Origin of the sequence: Roseibium aggregatum IAM 12614 (assembly GCF_000168975.1) — a bacterium.
GTDB lineage: Bacteria > Pseudomonadota > Alphaproteobacteria > Rhizobiales > Stappiaceae > Roseibium > Roseibium aggregatum.
Genome location: NZ_AAUW01000001.1, coordinates 354,912 through 370,731, shown reverse-complemented (window position 1 = coordinate 370,731; position 15,820 = coordinate 354,912). Strand labels below are relative to the sequence as shown.

At 59.0% G+C, this 15,820-nt stretch carries 17 protein-coding genes; 11 read left to right on the top strand and 6 right to left on the bottom strand.

What is annotated here, in order from left to right; all coding sequences use genetic code 11:
* Nucleotides 1–226 precede the first annotated feature (226 nt).
* Together SIAM614_RS01675 and SIAM614_RS01670 are read right to left on the bottom strand one after the other, a co-directional pair.
* The gene (locus SIAM614_RS01675; protein ID WP_006931533.1) at nt 227–886 is read right to left on the bottom strand and encodes a uracil-DNA glycosylase; all 660 of its coding nucleotides are present in this window, start codon (nt 884–886) and stop codon (nt 227–229) included.
* 14 nt (nt 887–900) lie between these two features.
* Nucleotides 901–1,494 (bottom strand): LabA-like NYN domain-containing protein, encoded by a 594-nt coding sequence (locus tag SIAM614_RS01670; protein WP_040438758.1) that lies wholly within the window; start codon nt 1,492–1,494, stop codon nt 901–903.
* A 401-nt stretch (nt 1,495–1,895) separates the two neighbouring features.
* Here SIAM614_RS01670 and rpoZ point away from each other — a divergent pair, with 401 nt between their 5' ends.
* From rpoZ to recO, 9 genes are all read left to right on the top strand, one after another.
* Nucleotides 1,896–2,297 (top strand): DNA-directed RNA polymerase subunit omega, encoded by a 402-nt coding sequence (gene rpoZ, locus SIAM614_RS01665; RefSeq protein ID WP_006931531.1) that lies wholly within the window; start codon nt 1,896–1,898, stop codon nt 2,295–2,297.
* A 108-nt stretch (nt 2,298–2,405) separates the two neighbouring features.
* The gene (locus tag SIAM614_RS01660) at nt 2,406–4,652 is read left to right on the top strand and encodes a RelA/SpoT family protein (RefSeq protein WP_006931530.1); all 2,247 of its coding nucleotides are present in this window, start codon (nt 2,406–2,408) and stop codon (nt 4,650–4,652) included.
* A gap of 112 nt (nt 4,653–4,764) precedes the next feature.
* Nucleotides 4,765–5,346, top strand: a complete 582-nt coding sequence (gene pyrE, locus SIAM614_RS01655) for an orotate phosphoribosyltransferase (RefSeq protein WP_006931529.1) — start codon at nt 4,765–4,767, stop codon at nt 5,344–5,346.
* A gap of 29 nt (nt 5,347–5,375) precedes the next feature.
* Nucleotides 5,376–5,990: a DUF2062 domain-containing protein gene (locus SIAM614_RS01650; RefSeq protein WP_006931528.1), complete on the top strand. Its 615-nt coding sequence runs from the start codon at nt 5,376–5,378 to the stop codon at nt 5,988–5,990.
* A 71-nt stretch (nt 5,991–6,061) separates the two neighbouring features.
* Nucleotides 6,062–6,493 carry a holo-ACP synthase gene (acpS, locus tag SIAM614_RS01645; RefSeq protein ID WP_006931526.1) on the top strand — a complete coding sequence of 144 codons (432 nt, stop codon included), beginning with the start codon at nt 6,062–6,064 and terminating at the stop codon, nt 6,491–6,493.
* 115 nt (nt 6,494–6,608) lie between these two features.
* On the top strand, nt 6,609–7,361 hold the full coding sequence (lepB, locus tag SIAM614_RS01640; protein ID WP_006931524.1) for a signal peptidase I: 753 nt from the start codon (nt 6,609–6,611) through the stop codon (nt 7,359–7,361).
* 36 nt (nt 7,362–7,397) lie between these two features.
* Entirely contained in the window at nt 7,398–8,108 is a 711-nt protein-coding gene (gene rnc, locus SIAM614_RS01635) for a ribonuclease III (protein ID WP_006931522.1), read from the top strand.
* An 87-nt stretch (nt 8,109–8,195) separates the two neighbouring features.
* A complete protein-coding gene (gene era / locus SIAM614_RS01630) occupies nt 8,196–9,122 on the top strand; it encodes a GTPase Era (RefSeq protein WP_208983874.1) in 927 nt (308 codons plus the stop codon).
* Between the two features lie 59 nt (nt 9,123–9,181).
* A complete protein-coding gene (recO, locus tag SIAM614_RS01625; RefSeq protein ID WP_006931513.1) occupies nt 9,182–9,937 on the top strand; it encodes a DNA repair protein RecO in 756 nt (251 codons plus the stop codon).
* A 16-nt stretch (nt 9,938–9,953) separates the two neighbouring features.
* On the opposite strand, the gene lepB (SIAM614_RS01620) is transcribed toward recO, so the two are convergent.
* The 3 genes from lepB (SIAM614_RS01620) to SIAM614_RS01610 form a co-directional block, all read right to left on the bottom strand.
* The gene (gene lepB, locus SIAM614_RS01620) at nt 9,954–10,628 is read right to left on the bottom strand and encodes a signal peptidase I (protein WP_050789301.1); all 675 of its coding nucleotides are present in this window, start codon (nt 10,626–10,628) and stop codon (nt 9,954–9,956) included.
* Between the two features lie 123 nt (nt 10,629–10,751).
* On the bottom strand, nt 10,752–11,225 hold the full coding sequence (locus SIAM614_RS01615) for an EAL domain-containing protein (protein ID WP_081455169.1): 474 nt from the start codon (nt 11,223–11,225) through the stop codon (nt 10,752–10,754).
* Nucleotides 11,212–11,997: a hypothetical protein gene (locus SIAM614_RS01610; RefSeq protein WP_157139616.1), complete on the bottom strand. Its 786-nt coding sequence runs from the start codon at nt 11,995–11,997 to the stop codon at nt 11,212–11,214. The genes SIAM614_RS01615 and SIAM614_RS01610 overlap by 14 nt, the downstream gene beginning before the upstream one ends.
* A gap of 103 nt (nt 11,998–12,100) precedes the next feature.
* Between SIAM614_RS01610 and parC the strand changes: the two genes are divergently transcribed.
* Nucleotides 12,101–14,353, top strand: a complete 2,253-nt coding sequence (gene parC, locus SIAM614_RS01605) for a DNA topoisomerase IV subunit A (RefSeq protein WP_006931503.1) — start codon at nt 12,101–12,103, stop codon at nt 14,351–14,353.
* Between the two features lie 30 nt (nt 14,354–14,383).
* Here the strand turns inward: parC and SIAM614_RS01600 are convergent, their stop codons facing one another.
* A complete protein-coding gene (locus tag SIAM614_RS01600) occupies nt 14,384–15,292 on the bottom strand; it encodes an AraC family transcriptional regulator (protein ID WP_006931501.1) in 909 nt (302 codons plus the stop codon).
* Here SIAM614_RS01600 and SIAM614_RS01595 point away from each other — a divergent pair.
* Complete coding sequence (locus tag SIAM614_RS01595) at nt 15,291–15,698, top strand: DUF2000 family protein (RefSeq protein ID WP_006931499.1); 408 nt, start codon at nt 15,291–15,293, stop codon at nt 15,696–15,698. The genes SIAM614_RS01600 and SIAM614_RS01595 overlap by 2 nt on opposite strands.
* Nucleotides 15,699–15,820: the final 122 nt, after the last annotated feature.

Sequence of the window (15,820 nt, the reverse complement as noted above, 5' to 3'; positions counted from 1 at the left end):
GCTGCAGAACTACCTTTCTCACCTCACCCCTCATCCTGAGTAAGCGCGTCAGCGTTGTATCGAAGGATGGGCGGCATACGCAGAAGTAAGTGGTTCATCCCTGGCGACAGCACTTCGTGCTTGTTCAATATGAGGCAGAAAGTGTGGCCACTGCCTGCGGCTTTCCCAGGATCTTATTTTCCAGCAAAACCGATCGGCGCATACTTCACCGAAGGCATTAGCCCGTTCAGGGAATGAACGCGCGGATCTGCCTGAAGACCGAGTGGAACATTTCTTCGGTTAGGCGGCCGGTGTTGGTGTTGTAGCGCGAGCAGTGATAGCTGTCGAAAAGCGTCAGTCCCGTTCCGGGCAGCTCGTGCTGTGCGCCATGTGCAAAGGCGAAGGATGCCCTGCGCTGATCGAGCGCCGTCAGGAAGGTTTCATGCGCAATGCGGCCGAGCGCAAGCACAGCCTTGATCGATGGATTGGCGTCAAGCGTCGACAGGAGATAGGGGCGGCACGTCTTGATTTCGGCGCCGGTCGGCTTGTTCTGTGGCGGCAGGCAGCGCACCGCATTGGTGATCATCGCATCTTTCAGCCGCAACCCGTCGTCCGGTCGGGCCAGATACGTTCCTTCGGCAAAACCGAACTCGATCATGGTCTGGTACAGAAGATCCCCGGCGTAGTCGCCCGTGAAAGGCCGGCCCGTGCAATTGGCCCCCTTCATTCCCGGCGCCAGACCGATGATCAGAAGGCGCGGAGACGCATCACCGAATGATGGCACTGGTGCATTGTGCCAGTCTGGATAGGTAACCTTCAGCTCCTCGCGCAGGGCGACGAGGCGCGGACAGGCCGGGCAGTCCGGCGGAGGGTCAACCGGCCAGCTATCTGAAATACGCTCGGACATTGCCCGGTTCGGCCTCAGTAGTCGTCGTCCTCGTCGTCTTCATCGACATGCGCAGGCGTTTGCGGGCGGGCAGGACGTTCGGACGGATCCCGGCCGATCTTGTTTGCAAGGCTCGCCAGATCGATGAAATGGTCAGCCTGACGACGCAAGTCGTCGGCGATCATCGGCGGCTGGGTCTTCAGCGTTGAAACCACACTCACCTTGCGGCCCTTGCGTTGCAGGGCCTCAACGAGGGAGCGGAAGTCGCCGTCACCGGAGAACAGGACCACATGGTCGACGGATTCAACCAGTTCCATGGCATCCACGGCAAGCTCGATGTCCATGTTGCCCTTCACCTTGCGGCGGCCGGCGCTATCGACGAATTCCTTCACAGGCTTGGTAATGACCTTGTAACCGTTGTAGTCGAGCCAGTCGATCAGCGGACGTATGGAGGAGTATTCCTGATCTTCGATCAACGCAGTGTAATAATACGCACGCAGCAGATACGCCTGTCCCTGGAACTCTTTCAGCAAACGTTTGTAGTCGATATCAAAGCCAATTGCCTTGGCCGTTGAGTACAAGTTCGCTCCATCAATGAACAAAGCAACTTTTTCTCGAGCGTCAAACATCTTATTTGAAACCTTTCCGAGTCATACACGCCGCTCTTGCAATGTTGCGTAGGAGGAACTGGTTTCCCGCGACCGAATTCCAGGCGCACGCTATAAGGCGACATATATTTTGCTGTAAGTTTACCGCGTATTCCGTGGCGTCACACAGCTTATCATTTTGTTTTGTCAACGGCCTTCTGATTCTGAAAACGACCGTTACTAGTGGCCTACACCATTATATTGGAGCGCCGCAATGCAAAAGCGAATAGGGCGCGCGAAATCAGGCAAAAAAACATCGGATTTTTTGTCTGTGCGTTCCGGGAACTGGGTTGCGCCTCTCAAATCTGACAAGGGGTTGCTTTTTGGAAACGTGAACACTATACGCTGGTTCTTCAAGTTCCTTAAGCCTATGGAGACGTCGAATGGCGCGCGTGACCGTCGAGGACTGCATCGACAAGGTCGAAAACCGGTTTGAGCTGGTGCTGCTTGCTGCGCATCGCGCTCGTATGATCTCAAGCGGCTCGCCGCTGACCATTGATCGTGACAACGACAAGAACCCCGTTGTTGCGCTGCGCGAGATTGCCGAGCAGACCGTCAGCCCGGAAGACATGAAAGAGGACCTGATCCACTCTCTGCAGAAATATGTGGAAGTGGATGAGCCGGAGGCCGATGCCGTGCCGATGGTTCCGTCCTCCAACCAGCATCAGATGACGCAGGTCAACAATGTTGACGACAGCGCTGTCGAGTTCGACCGCATGTCCGAAGAAGACCTGCTGCGTGGCCTGGAAGGCCTCGTACCGCCGGAGCGGACCGACGACGTCTGATTTGAGTTCACAAGTTCGTCTGAAGCGCGGCGGGAATACCCCGGCGCTTCCGACGGCTTTTGTCTGTCCCGCTGATGTCTCAGCCGTTTGCCAGGGTCGGTTGCGGCCATGATGCGTCAATACGAACTCGTTGAACGGGTTACGCGCTACAATCCGGACGCCGACGAGGCCTTGCTCAACAAGGCCTACGTCTATGCCATGCAGAAACACGGCTCCCAAACCCGTGCGTCCGGCGACCCCTACTTTTCTCATCCGCTCGAAGTTGCCGCGATCCTCACGGACCTGCGCCTGGACGACGCAACAATTGCCGTCGCCCTGCTGCATGACACGATCGAGGACACCGATGCGACCCGTGCCGAGATCGACTCCCTGTTCGGTGAGGAAATCGGCAAGCTGGTCGAGGGTCTGACCAAGATCAAGCGACTGGACCTGGTCTCGCAGAAAGCCAAGCAGGCCGAAAACTTCCGCAAACTTCTGCTTGCCATTGCCGATGACGTCCGTGTGCTTCTGGTCAAACTGGCGGACCGTTTGCACAACATGCGTACGCTCCACCATATGCCGGAGCACAAGCGCGGGCGGATTGCCGAAGAAACGATGGAAATCTATGCGCCGCTCGCCGGGCGCATGGGCATGCACGACATGCGCGAGGAGCTGGAAGACATCGCCTTCCACACGCTCAACCCCGAAGCCTATGAAACCATCACCGACCGTCTGGTCGATCTGCGCGAGCGCAACCGCGACCTGATCCTGGACATCGAGACAACGCTGACGGAGCGTCTCAGCGAGCGGGGCATGGCCGCCGTGGTGAAGGGCCGTGAAAAACGTCCCTACTCGATCTTCCGCAAGATGCAGCGCAAGGCCATCGGCTTCGAGCAGCTTTCCGACATCTACGGGTTCCGCGTCACAGTCGGCACCGTGGAGGCCTGCTATCGCGTTCTGGGTGTGATTCATACGACCTGGCCCACCGTTCCCGGCCGGTTCAAGGACTATATCTCCACGCCCAAGCAGAACGACTACAAGTCGATCCATACCACCATCGTCGGGCCATCGCGCCAACGCGTGGAGCTGCAGATCCGCACCATCGCCATGGACCGGGTCGCGGAATACGGTATCGCCGCGCATGCGCTCTACAAGGACGGCGAATTCGGCGGGCGCAACATTGCACGCCACACGGAAGACTGCCGAGCCTTTGAATGGCTGCGCAGGACCACCGAGTTGCTGGCCCAGGGGGACACGCCGGAAGAATTTCTGGAAAATACCAAGCTGGAACTCTTCCACGACCAGGTCTTCTGCTTCACCCCCAAAGGCCGCTTGATCGCCCTGCCCCGCGGCGCGACGCCGATCGATTTTGCCTATGCGGTTCATACCGGCATCGGCAACACCTGCGTCGGCTGCAAGATCAACGGCAAGATCATGCCGCTGGTGACCGAGCTGCATAACGGCGATGAAGTCGAAATCATCCGTTCGCCCGCGCAAACGCCGCCGCCGGCCTGGGAAGCGATTGCCGTCACAGGCAAGGCTCGTGCCGCGATCCGCCGCGCCACCAGGGAATCCGTGCGCAAGCAGTATGGAGCCCTTGGCGAACACATTCTGAAGCGTGCTTTCGCCAGAGCGGACAAGGCCTATTCGGAAGATCTTCTGGAAGCCATTCTCGATCTTCTGCACCAGGCCAGCGTCGCAGATTTGCTGGCTGCGGTCGGGCGCGGTGATCTTTCGGCACAACTGGTTCTGAAATCGGCCCATCCGGATTATCAGGACGAGCGCGTGGCCATTTCCGGCCCACCGCTGGAAGAAGGCTGGTTCGGCCTGAAGCAGGGCCATGGCCTGAAGTTCCGCATTCCGCCAGGGGAACTGGATGCAGACAAGGCGGCCGCCAACGCCAATGGCGAAGCCGAAGAAGGTCCTGCCCTGCCGATCCGCGGCCTGTCCGGCGACATTCCGGTCACTTTCGCGCCAGATGGCGGGGCCGTTCCCGGCGACCGTATCGTCGGCATCTTGACCCCGTCCGAGGGACTGACCATCTATCCGATACAATCGCCGTCCCTGAAGGAATTCGACGACCAGACGGAGCGCTGGGTCGACGTTCGCTGGGACATCGACGTCAACAATCCGGAACGGTTCCCTGCGCGCCTGGACATTTCGGCTGCAAACGAGCCCGGTTCCCTGGCAACCATCGCGCAGGTGATCGGCGAAAACAGCGGCAATATCGACAACGTCAAGATGATGCAGCGCGCCTCGGACTTCCACCAGATGATCATCGATCTGGAAGTCTGGGATCTGAAACACCTGAACAGGATCATAAATCAGCTTCGAAGCAAGCCGAATGTTTCCAGCGTCAGCCGTGTGAATGGTTAGGCTGCCAGAGGTGGCCGCCACAAAAAGGACCAAGCCGCTTTCGAGTGGACAACAATACCGATTGAAAATGGGCAGGCGCTCAGCCGCCGAAGAATTTTGAGGGGATCTGATAATGACACGCGATGAAGTTCTGGCCGTGTTCCGTGAGGCCGGAGCCTTTCTGGAAGGCCACTTCATTCTGACCTCCGGTCTGCGCAGCCCGGTCTTCCTGCAGAAGGCACGCGTGTTCATGTATCCGGACAAGACGGAAAAGCTCTGCAAGGCGCTTGCCGAAAAGATCCGCGCCTCCGGTCTTGGCAGGATCGATTACATCGTCTCCCCGGCGCTCGGGGGCCTCATTCCAGGTTACGAAACCGCCCGCCACCTCAACGTTCCTGCCATGTGGGTGGAGCGGGAAGATGGTGAATTTCGCCTGCGGCGCTTCGAAATGCCGCAAGGTGCCCGGGTCATTGTTGTAGAGGATATCGTTACAACCGGCCTTTCCAGCCGCGAAACGGTAACCTCGTTGAAAGCTCTTGGTGCTGAAGTCCTGGGTGTAGCCTGCCTGATCGACCGCTCCGGTGGCGAGGCTGACGCCTCCGTACCGGTAATTGCGCTGGCAGAATACAAGGTTCCGGCCTATGAACCGGATAACCTGCCGCCGGAACTGGCCGCCCTGCCTGCAGTCAAGCCGGGCAGCCGCGGATTGAGCTGAACGAAAAACACGGGATCGTACCTTAGACCATGCTGTTTCGCCGGAGAAATAGGCCAACAAGGATCGAGCGGCTGCGTGTCGCCGTTTGGCCCCGGAACAGTTGGGCACGCTCAACCCGTTATTTCGGCAAGCGTGTCCTGCGCCTGACCGCGACCCCCCACGCAATTGCCCTGGGCTTCGCCGCGGGAGCCTTTGCCTCCTGCACACCCCTGGTCGGCTTCCACTTCCTGACGGCATTCGGGATCGCCTACCTGGTACGCGGCAACCTGATCGCTGCCGCGCTGGGAACATCCGTCGGCAATCCTTTGACGTTCCCGTTCATCTGGGCTTTCACCTTCAAACTGGGGCAATGGATACTCTACGGGCGGGCGCCGAAGGCCGACCCCCACCAGGTCCACCAGCAGTTTCAAAATGGCCTTTTCGCAAAGTCGCTCGACGCACTGTGGCCAATGCTCAAGCCGATGTTCATCGGTGCTGTTCCACTCGGTCTTATCGTCGGAACGGTGTCCTACGTGATCGTTTACAAGAGTGTCGAGGTCTATCAGCGACGGCGCAGGAACAAACTCGCCGGCAAGGGCGCTGGCAAACATGGCCGGTTGTTTCCCGCCCCGGGCAACACCGTGGAAGAAGACGGCAGCGCTTGATTTTCACGGCCGGCCGGTCCAACTAGTGTGCGAACACGGTCTCCATCCCGCCGCAACCTGGAAAGCAGGGCATGATCCTTGGAATAGGCAGCGATCTGATTGACATCCGCCGGATCGAGAAAACTCTCGAGAGGTTCGGAGAGCGCTTCACCAACCGGGTCTTTACCGAAATTGAGCGAACCAAATCGGACAGACGCGCCGAACGCGCTGCTTCCTATGCAAAACGTTTCGCGGCCAAGGAAGCCTGCTCGAAGGCACTTGGCAGCGGTATTCGCATGGGTGTCGCCTGGCGCGAGATGGGCGTCGTAAACCTGCCGTCCGGGAAGCCGACCATCGCCCTGACCGGCGGCGCCGCGGAGCGATTGCAGGCGATGGTGCCCTCCGGTTTCAGGACCACCATCGATCTCACAATTACGGACGACTACCCACTGGCGCAGGCCTTTGTCGTTATTTCAGCCTGGCCGGCCGACTGGCCCGAGCCACAAAAGGCGGATTCCCCCTGAAAGCCCTGTCTTATGGGCCTTCCTCTCATTGCGTCGGCAGGCGCTAGCGGATAAGAGTCCGGCTGTGAACGGCGGTGCCGAACAGAACGCCGGACAAATTTGATCAAGGGACAAGATGAGCGTGACGGAAAACAAGAAGGATAAGGACAGCGGCCTTGCCGAAACCATCAAGGTTATTGTCCAGGCGTTGTTGCTTGCCCTGATCGTGCGAACATTCCTGTTCCAGCCGTTCAACATTCCGTCCGGCTCGATGAAGGACACCTTGCTAGTTGGCGACTATCTGTTCGTCTCCAAATACAGCTACGGATACTCACGCTTTTCCTTCCCCTTCGGCCTGGGCCCCTTCAGCGGCCGTATCTGGTCCGCCGAGCCAGAGCGGGGAGATGTCGCCGTTTTCAAGCTGCCGACCGATACGTCCGTGGACTACATCAAGCGCGTGATCGGCCTGCCGGGCGATACCATCCAGGTCATCGAGGGCGTGGTGCAGATCAACGGCGAACCGGTCAAACGCGAGCGGATCGACGACTACATCGAACAATCGCCCTCTGGTCTCGTGCGCCGGGTGCCGCGCTATCGGGAAACCCTGCCGAACGGCGTTTCCTACGAAACCCTGGACCTGACGACACGCGGAGAGAAGGACAACACCCGCGAGTACAAGGTGCCTGAAGGCCATTTCTTCATGATGGGCGACAACCGCGACAACTCTGTCGACAGCCGCTATCTGGACAGGGTCGGCTACGTTCCGTTCGAAAACTTCATGGGCCGTGCCGAAATCCTGTTCTTCTCCGTCAAGGAAGGAACGCCAGCCTGGCATATCTGGTCGTGGCCGTGGAGCGTTCGTTGGGAACGGATTGGCCGGACACTCTAACCGGGGCTTTGGCGGTACGTCGCCGAAGCAGGCAGCATGAAAAGACAACTTCATCAACCAGGGCCGATTTCGGCCCTGAAAAACGCGCTGCAATACGAGTTCCGTGACCTGGAGCTGTTGCGGGTCGCGCTGACCCATGCCAGCGCCCTGCCCCCGTCCGAAACGGTTGCGGGAAGTTATCAGCGTCTCGAGTTTCTTGGTGACCGTGTTCTCGGCCTCGTGATTGCCTCCATGCTGCACAAGCATTTTCCCCGGGCAGACGAAGGTGAACTGGCCCGTCGCTTCAACCATATGGTCAAGCGCGAGACGTGTGCGGAAATCGCGCAGGAACTGGGTGTCGGCGATGCAATGCGCATCGGCCTTGCAGAAGCGCAGACAGGTGGCCGCAAGAAAACCGCCCTTCTCGCCGACATCTGCGAATCCGTTATCGCAGCGATCTACCTGGATGGCGGCTTCGAAGCGGCCGAAAGTTTCATCACGCGCCTTTGGGAGCCGCGTATGCTATCCTGGTCGGGTCCGCTGCGCGATGCCAAGACAACGTTGCAGGAGTGGGCACAGTCCAAGAGCCTGCCGACGCCGCGATACGATGTCACCAGCCGGGACGGACCGGACCACGCTCCGAATTTTACCGTGTCGGTCACCGTTCAGGGGTTGCCTCCGGGCGAAGGCAAGGGTGGCTCCAAACGAATTGCAGAACAGAATGCGGCAGAGGCCGTGCTGCGCCGGGAAGGCGTGTGGAAGGAATAGAACAGGTTGAGCGACGACACCACCAACGGCGGTCCGATGGACGAGGACGATGACAACGGCTTTCAGGCCCCGACCGGCCGTTTCGACATGCCGCTTCCCGCGCCGTTGCCGGAGATGCCGGCCGACACCAAGGCAGGTTTCATTGCCCTGATAGGCGCGCCCAACGCCGGCAAATCGACGCTGATCAATCAGCTTGTCGGCACCAAGGTATCCATCGTCACACACAAGGTGCAGACCACACGTACGATCGTGCGCGGCGTTGCCATGCATGGGGCGGCTCAGCTGGTGTTCATTGACACGCCGGGCATCTTCAAACCCAAGCGCCGGCTTGATCGCGCCATGGTCGACACTGCCTGGGGTGGTGCCCGCGATGCCGATCTGATCGCGCTTCTGGTCGATGCCCGCAAAGGCCTGACCGAGGAAGTGGAAAACATCCTCAAACGGCTTTCCAGCCAGCAGGCACCCAAGGTTCTGATCCTCAACAAGACCGATGTCGCCAAGCGCGAAAAGCTCCTTCAGCTTGCGCAGAAGATCAACGAATTCGTCCGGTTTGAAGAGACCTTCATGGTGTCCGCTCTGACTGGCGACGGAACCCAGACCATTCTGGACTATTTCGCGTCCAAGGTTCCTGACGGCCCCTGGCTCTTTCCGGAAGACCAGCCGTCGGACCTGCCCTTGCGCATTCTTGCGGCTGAAATCACCCGCGAAAAGCTGTTCGAGCGCCTGCATGAGGAACTGCCCTACATCTCCACCGTGGAGACGGAACAATGGCAGGCCCGCAAGGATGGATCGGCACGGATCGAGCAGACCATCTACGTGGAACGGGACAGCCAGAAATCCATCGTGCTCGGCAAACGGGGCCAGACAATCAAGGCAATTTCGCAGGCAGCCCGCGAAGAGCTTTCGGAAATCATCGAAGCTCCCGTCCATCTGTTCCTGTTCGTGAAGGTCCGGGAGAACTGGGCGGACGATCCGGAGCGTTACCGGGAAATGGGGCTCGAATTTCCGAAATAATTTGCGCGGATCCCCGAATCCGCCAAACTCCCGGCCAGATGTGAAACGGGAAACGGCCCTTGGAATGGAGCGGACGCGGCGTGGTGCTGACCACCCGCAAACACGGCGAAAACGATGTCATTCTGGAGGCCATGACGCTGGATCATGGCCGCCACCTCGGCCTTGTGCGTGGTGGCCGTTCCCGGCGGCACCGGCCTGTCCTGCAGCCTGGCAACGAGCTAACCCTCACCTGGAAGGCGCGTCTTTCCGACCATCTCGGCCAGTTTCACATAGAGCCGGAAACCTTGCGGGCGGGTGACCTCATGACCAGCAGTCTCGGTCTGGCGGCGCTTCAGCATCTGGCCTTTCTGCTCCGTCTCCTGCCCGAAAGACATACCTACCCGAGATTGTTCAATGCGCTGACCGTGGTTCTGGACCATCTGGAGGCTTCGGACGCGGCAGCCGCGCTTCTGATCCGCTTCGAGCTTGAGGTCTTGCGCGACCTCGGCATCGGTCTCGATCTTTCGTCCTGCGCCGCCACAGGCAGCAACGAAGACCTTGCCTACGTCTCACCAAAATCCGCCCGTGCGGTCTGCCGGGAAGCCGGCCTGCCCTATCATGACCGCCTACTTCCCCTGCCCGGCTTTCTTCTTGACGGGCAACGGCAGGCCGGCAGTGAGCTGACCTGGGCCGATGTCACCCAAGGCTTCGACCTGACAAGCTTTTTTCTGAACAGATACCTGCAGGAACATGGCACCAGGGACGGCGGCACACGAAACCAGGTGCTCACCGCCCTTGAAAAGCGTTACCGAACCGAATTTCCCTGGAATTTCTGAAACTCCAGAAACACGCCTAATTTGCTTCCGGCTGCACCGGCTGCCAAAGCGAACTGCTCTCGCCCTTGCGAAGAAGGATCGTCTCAACGACAGCGGAGACCCCACTCAGCGGTACATATCCGATGTAATCCGTGTAACGGCTGTCGACCGAATTGTCCCGATTGTCGCCCATTACAAACAGATGACCGTCGGGCACGACATATTCTCTTGTCGTGTCCATTTCTCCTTGCGGATCGAGATCCAGAACTTCGTAACTTCTGCCGTTCGGCAAAGTTTCCCTGAATCGCGGAGCAGAGTTCTCTGAGCCGTCTGGATCCTCGTAGCGATAGTCTGCAAGGGCCTGACGTGGAACAGGCACATCATTGATCAGCACCACGCCGTCCTGAAGCCGTATGCGCTCGCCAGGCAAGCCGATGACCCTTTTCAGAAAATCGTTCGCTCTTTTGGCGGCGATGGTGAAAACGATTACGTCTCCGCGGACTGGCTCATAGTGCTCGCCCATTGAGGGGAAGATTTTTGTCGCAAGAACAACTTCACCGACCTCCAGGGTCGGACGCATGTTGCTTGAAGGAATGGAATAGGTTTTCAGGCGCAGCAGGTAAAAATCGTTCCAGGACACCACTACAGCAGCAAGAGCCAGCGCCACCAAAACGACGATAAGCCAACGAAAAGATTTGCGTCTGGAAGTCATGCACCACCTTGAAAGACCTCACGCGGTTGCCTGCGTGATCGAAAAAACCTGACGATCCGCTAAAGGGTGAAGCTGATTCTCACAACTCTTTCTCGCAACCGAAGGTTTTCCCGCGGCGTGTCTTCATCCTGCCTGTGCGGTTTTCTGAGCAGCGGGAGAAATGTCCGGCGTGACGGTGCTGCTCGACAGGGTCATGCCCTTGGCGAACAGACGTCCAAGATCCGCTTCTGAAAGCGGCCTGGAAAACAGGTAGCCCTGCACTTCGCTTGTGCCGAGGCTTTTGAGGATCGACAGTTCTTCCTCGGTTTCAACACCTTCCACAACGCAGGCAATGCCCATGTCCCGGCTGAGGGCCAACAGGGATTTGACGATGCCATATCCTGCTGTATTCGGCCGAATACCGTGGACGAAACTGCGATCGACCTTGATGCAATCGAGCGGCAGCTTGTGGACATGAGTGAGGCTTGAATACCCGGTGCCGAAATCATCGAGGGACAGGCGGATGCCGGTTTCCGTCAAAGCCAGGATCGCCCGGCTCGCGTCGTCATCGGCAAGTCCGCGGTTCTTGTGGAGGCTTCTTGTCCTAAAGACACGGATTCATTGCCGGTAGGCGCGGAACTGACAGCAGGTCATCGACCCTCGCCGTGAACTCCTCGTCCGAGGTTTTGTCAAACTCAGACACCAGACGCGCAGGGAATTGCACGTGCTCGGGAACGTCCGCCTTGCAGCTTTTCAACTGTCCAGATGCATCCGGTCCGATCAGATCGTTGCGGAGTTTCCTGAGCCTCGTCTGATCGCGCTCCTGCAGTTGGCTCATCGTAACGGGCTCGATCGAATTGGCGAGAATGAAATGATCCATCCGGTCAAGCGCTTCGTCCACAAGACGCGATACGCGTTCGTTTTCAACGTCCTGACAGGTATCGAGCGCTGCCCGCACCAATTGATAGATCCCCTTGGCGCAGAGCACCGCGCCATGGCCGCTTTGATCAAAGGTGGCGATCTTTATTTTGCCGTCCTTGCGTTCCATCTCCAGCAGAACATCGCCCGGAAGCATCACTTTCCGGATCTCGGTTCCATCGGGCAAAACCTTGTACTCGGGTGCCAATTCCGCCCGGTCGAAGTAGGGATCGTAGGGCGTGTTCCATGGTTCGGATTGCGCGAAGGCGGCCCATGAAGAAAAGAGCAGGAGTGCGGAAGCAAGACCGCTTGCCGCAAAGGTCAATTTTATCACTGGTTCATTCTCCGAACGAAAAAGGTCTTGCCGGGCTTCAAGCGCCTGCTCACCATTGCATTGATGATTTCGGGTTTGCCTGCAAAAGACAACCGGGAACAGCTGCAATAGATTTCTTCGCCAGCCATCGCCGGCCACGCCTTCCCCAACCCTACCGATTTCCGTTGAAAATCGGCCAGTCCCGGCCCTTTCCGTGTGCAAGCGAATTGAACCCGCGCGCCGAACAGGTTAGCAGATATTCATGGGAAAAGAGACGACACCGCCGCCAAGCGGCATTGAGAGCATCAATCTCAAGAATGCGCTGGAAGAGCGCTATCTGGCCTATGCCTTGTCGACCATCATGCACAGGGCCTTGCCGGATGTGCGCGACGGTTTGAAACCGGTGCACAGACGCCTGCTTTACGCGATGCGCCTTTTGAAACTGGACCCGGGGTCCGGCTTCAAGAAATGTGCCCGCGTTGTTGGTGACGTTATCGGTAAATACCATCCGCATGGCGACCAGGCGGTTTACGATGCCCTTGTCCGTCTTGCCCAGGACTTTGCGCAGCGCTATCCGCTGATCGACGGCCAGGGCAACTTCGGCAACGTTGACGGCGATAACGCAGCGGCCATGCGTTACACCGAAGCTCGCATGACCGACACCGCCAAGCGCCTGCTGGATGGCTTGGACGAAAATGCCGTCGATTTTCGCGAGACCTATGACGGTGAGGACAAGGAACCGATCGTTCTGCCGGGCGGTTTCCCGAACCTTCTCGGCAACGGTTCGTCGGGCATCGCCGTTGGCATGGCGACCTCCATTCCGCCGCACAATGCGTTCGAGCTTTGCGAGGCGTGCCAGCACCTGATCAAGAACCCGAATGCGGAAACCGGCGAACTGCTGGAGTACATCAAGGGCCCGGATTTCCCGACCGGCGGCCTTCTGGTGTCGGATCAGGGCTCCATTCGCGAAGCCTATGAAACCGGACGCGGCAGTTTCCGCGTTCGTGCCCGTTGGGAAGTGGAAGACCTCGGTCGCGGGCAGTGGGCGATTGTCGTCACGGAGATCCCCTATCAGGTGCAGAAGTCGCGGCTGATCGAGAAGATCGCCGAACTGCTGACGGCCCGCAAACTGCCGCTTCTGGACGATGTCCGCGATGAATCTGCAGAAGACATCCGCATCGTTCTGGTGCCGCGTTCGCGCAACGTCGACGCCAATATCCTGATGGAGTCCCTGTTCAAGCTGACGGACCTGGAAAACAGGTTCTCCTTGAACATGAACGTCCTGTCCATGGGCAAGGTGCCTATGGTGATGGGCCTGAAGCAGGTTCTGCGCGAGTGGCTCGATCACCGCAAGGAAGTGTTGATCCGGCGGTCCGAATACCGGCTCGGCCAGATCAACCACCGTCTGGAAGTTCTGGAAGGCTATCTCGTTGCCTATCTGAACCTGGACGAGGTTATCCGCATCATCCGCGAAGAGGACGAACCCAAAGCCGAGCTGATGCAGACATTCGAGCTGTCGGATGTTCAGGCGGAAGCCATCCTCAACATGCGCCTGCGGTCGTTGCGCAAGCTGGAAGAAATGGAAATCCGCAAGGAGCACGACAAGCTGTCGGCTGAAAAAGACGATCTGACCAAGCTGCTCGGTTCTGATGCGCGCCAGTGGACCAAGATCTCAAAGGAGATTGCGGATATCTCCAAGGTCTACGGCCCTGAAACCGAAATCGGCAAACGCCGGACCGACAAGTCCGAAGCCCCGGAAACGGATCTGATCGATATCCAGCAGGCAATGATCGAAAAGGAACCGATCACCGTCATCATCTCCGAAAAGGGCTGGATCCGGGCAATGAAGGGTCATCAGACAGACCTTTCCGGCGTCGTTTTCAAGCAGGGCGACAAGCTGAAGCTGTCGCTGCATGCGGAGACGACGGACAAAATCCTGCTGTTCTCCACCGGCGGCAAGTTCTTCACGCTGGGCGCGGACCGCCTGCCGGGCGGGCGCGGCCATGGCGAGCCGATCCGCCTGATGGTGGAAATGGACGAGGCGCAGGATGTGGTGAACGCCTTCGTTCACAAGCCCGGGCGCAACCTGCTGCTGGCGACCACCGAAGCGCGTGGTTTTGTCGTCAGCGAGGACGACGTCGTTGCCAACACCCGCAAGGGCAAGCAGGTGCTGAACCTCAGCGCACCGGCCGAAGCCTCGATCTGCGTGGAGGCATCCGGCGATCACGTGGCCATCATTGGCGAGAACAGGAAACTTCTGGTGTTCCCGCTGGTGCAGATCCCGCAGATGGGCCGTGGCCGAGGTGTTCGCCTGCAGCGCTACCGGGATGGCAACATTTCGGACATTCGCGTCTTCAAGGGCGAAGACGGCCTGACCTGGACCGACAGTTCCGGCCGCAGCTTCACCCGGTCGCTGGACGAGCTTGCCGACTGGCGCGGCGAACGTGGCCAGGCCGGCCGCCTCCCCCCGACAGGTTTCCCTCGGTCGAACAAGTTTGGACCGAGCAAGCTCTAAGGCGATAACGCGGTCCTTTTCGTGACCGAGCTAAGCCATGCTGGCGGCGCAAAGCCGCCGCCAGTGACCGGGCGTCATCCCGAATGTGCGCTTGAAGTGACGGGTCAGATGACTTTGATCGGAAAAGCCACTGGCAAAGGCCGCATCGGCAAGGGACGCTCCCTGATGCAACTCCGTCTTGGCCCTCTCCAGACGCCGCATGACGAGATACCGGTGCGGGCTCGTTCCAAAGACATCGCGAAACTGCCTCGACAGGGAAAACCTGTCCATCTGCGCCAGATCCTCCAGTTCTTCCATGCTGATCTGCTCGGCGCAGCCTTCTCTCAAGTAATCAGCGCAAGCCTTCAGGGACGGCCAGTTCAACGAAGCGGCACCTGCCTTGCGAGCATCGGCGTGACGGGCCAGGCAAGCGGCCAGATCCGTCACCAGACAGTCTCGCCGGAAGTCGCCCATCTCGCAATCGATGTCGGACAGGGCATCCGCCAGATCTTTCCTGAAGCCAGCATCCGAGAGGACCGGTGAGCTGATAAACGGCAGGCGCGGGTTGCCTGAGACAGCCAGCGTTTCACTGATCAACTCCGGCGGAATGTAGATCATGCGATAGCGGAGCCCGCGCTCGGTTCCCGCACCGCCATCATGCAGTTCGTCCGGATGAATGACGATCACCTGTCCCGGCAGCGAAGCCCGTTTCTCACCGCGATAGCTGAAGGTCTGAACACCGATGATGGTCAAACCGATGGCGTAAGTGTCGTGCCGGTGCGGCGCAAAGCCGTTGCCGTGAAACCGGGCCTCAATGCGCTCGATCCCCTGTTCCGGTGGTGCAACGTGGATCCTGTCCGCTTCACCAGCGCACAAACGTTCAAGACCACCCGGCTTCAGCTCAGCTAGATCCTGCTCTTCCCTTTCTGGATGAAATCCCCGCGTGGAGTTGAAAGTCATGTTCGAAACCAAATTCGTCGTTGTTGTCCGAGAAGATCTCGCTGTCTGGCAGAAGCTGAATGTGACGGCATTCCTGTCGACCGGCGTTGCCGCGGCAAAGCCCGGCATAATCGGCGAACCCTATAGCGACGCGGCAGCCAATGTCTATCACCCGATGAGTGTTCAGCCGATCATCGTCCTGAGCGCCGATGCGCAAACACTCGGCAAGATACACCAGCGCACGCTGGACCGTTCGGTTCCGGCAAGCCTCTACATCGAGGAAATGTTCACGACGGGCCACGACAGCGCAAACCGGGAGGTGTTTGCACGCTTTGGTCCGGACGACGCGAACGTTGTCGGCATTGCCTTTCATGCGGACAAGAAGGTCGCGGACAAGGTTTCAAAAGGCGCGAAGATGCACGCCTGAGCGGCCGGCGCAGCGGCCTCCTGCCGCCAAGGGAGACCTTTCAGCGGTTTGCCCACCCTGCGAAGCCCTCAAGGGGCAGAGCCATGGACTGTTCTGCCCTCCCCGCCTTCATCAAAAGTCTG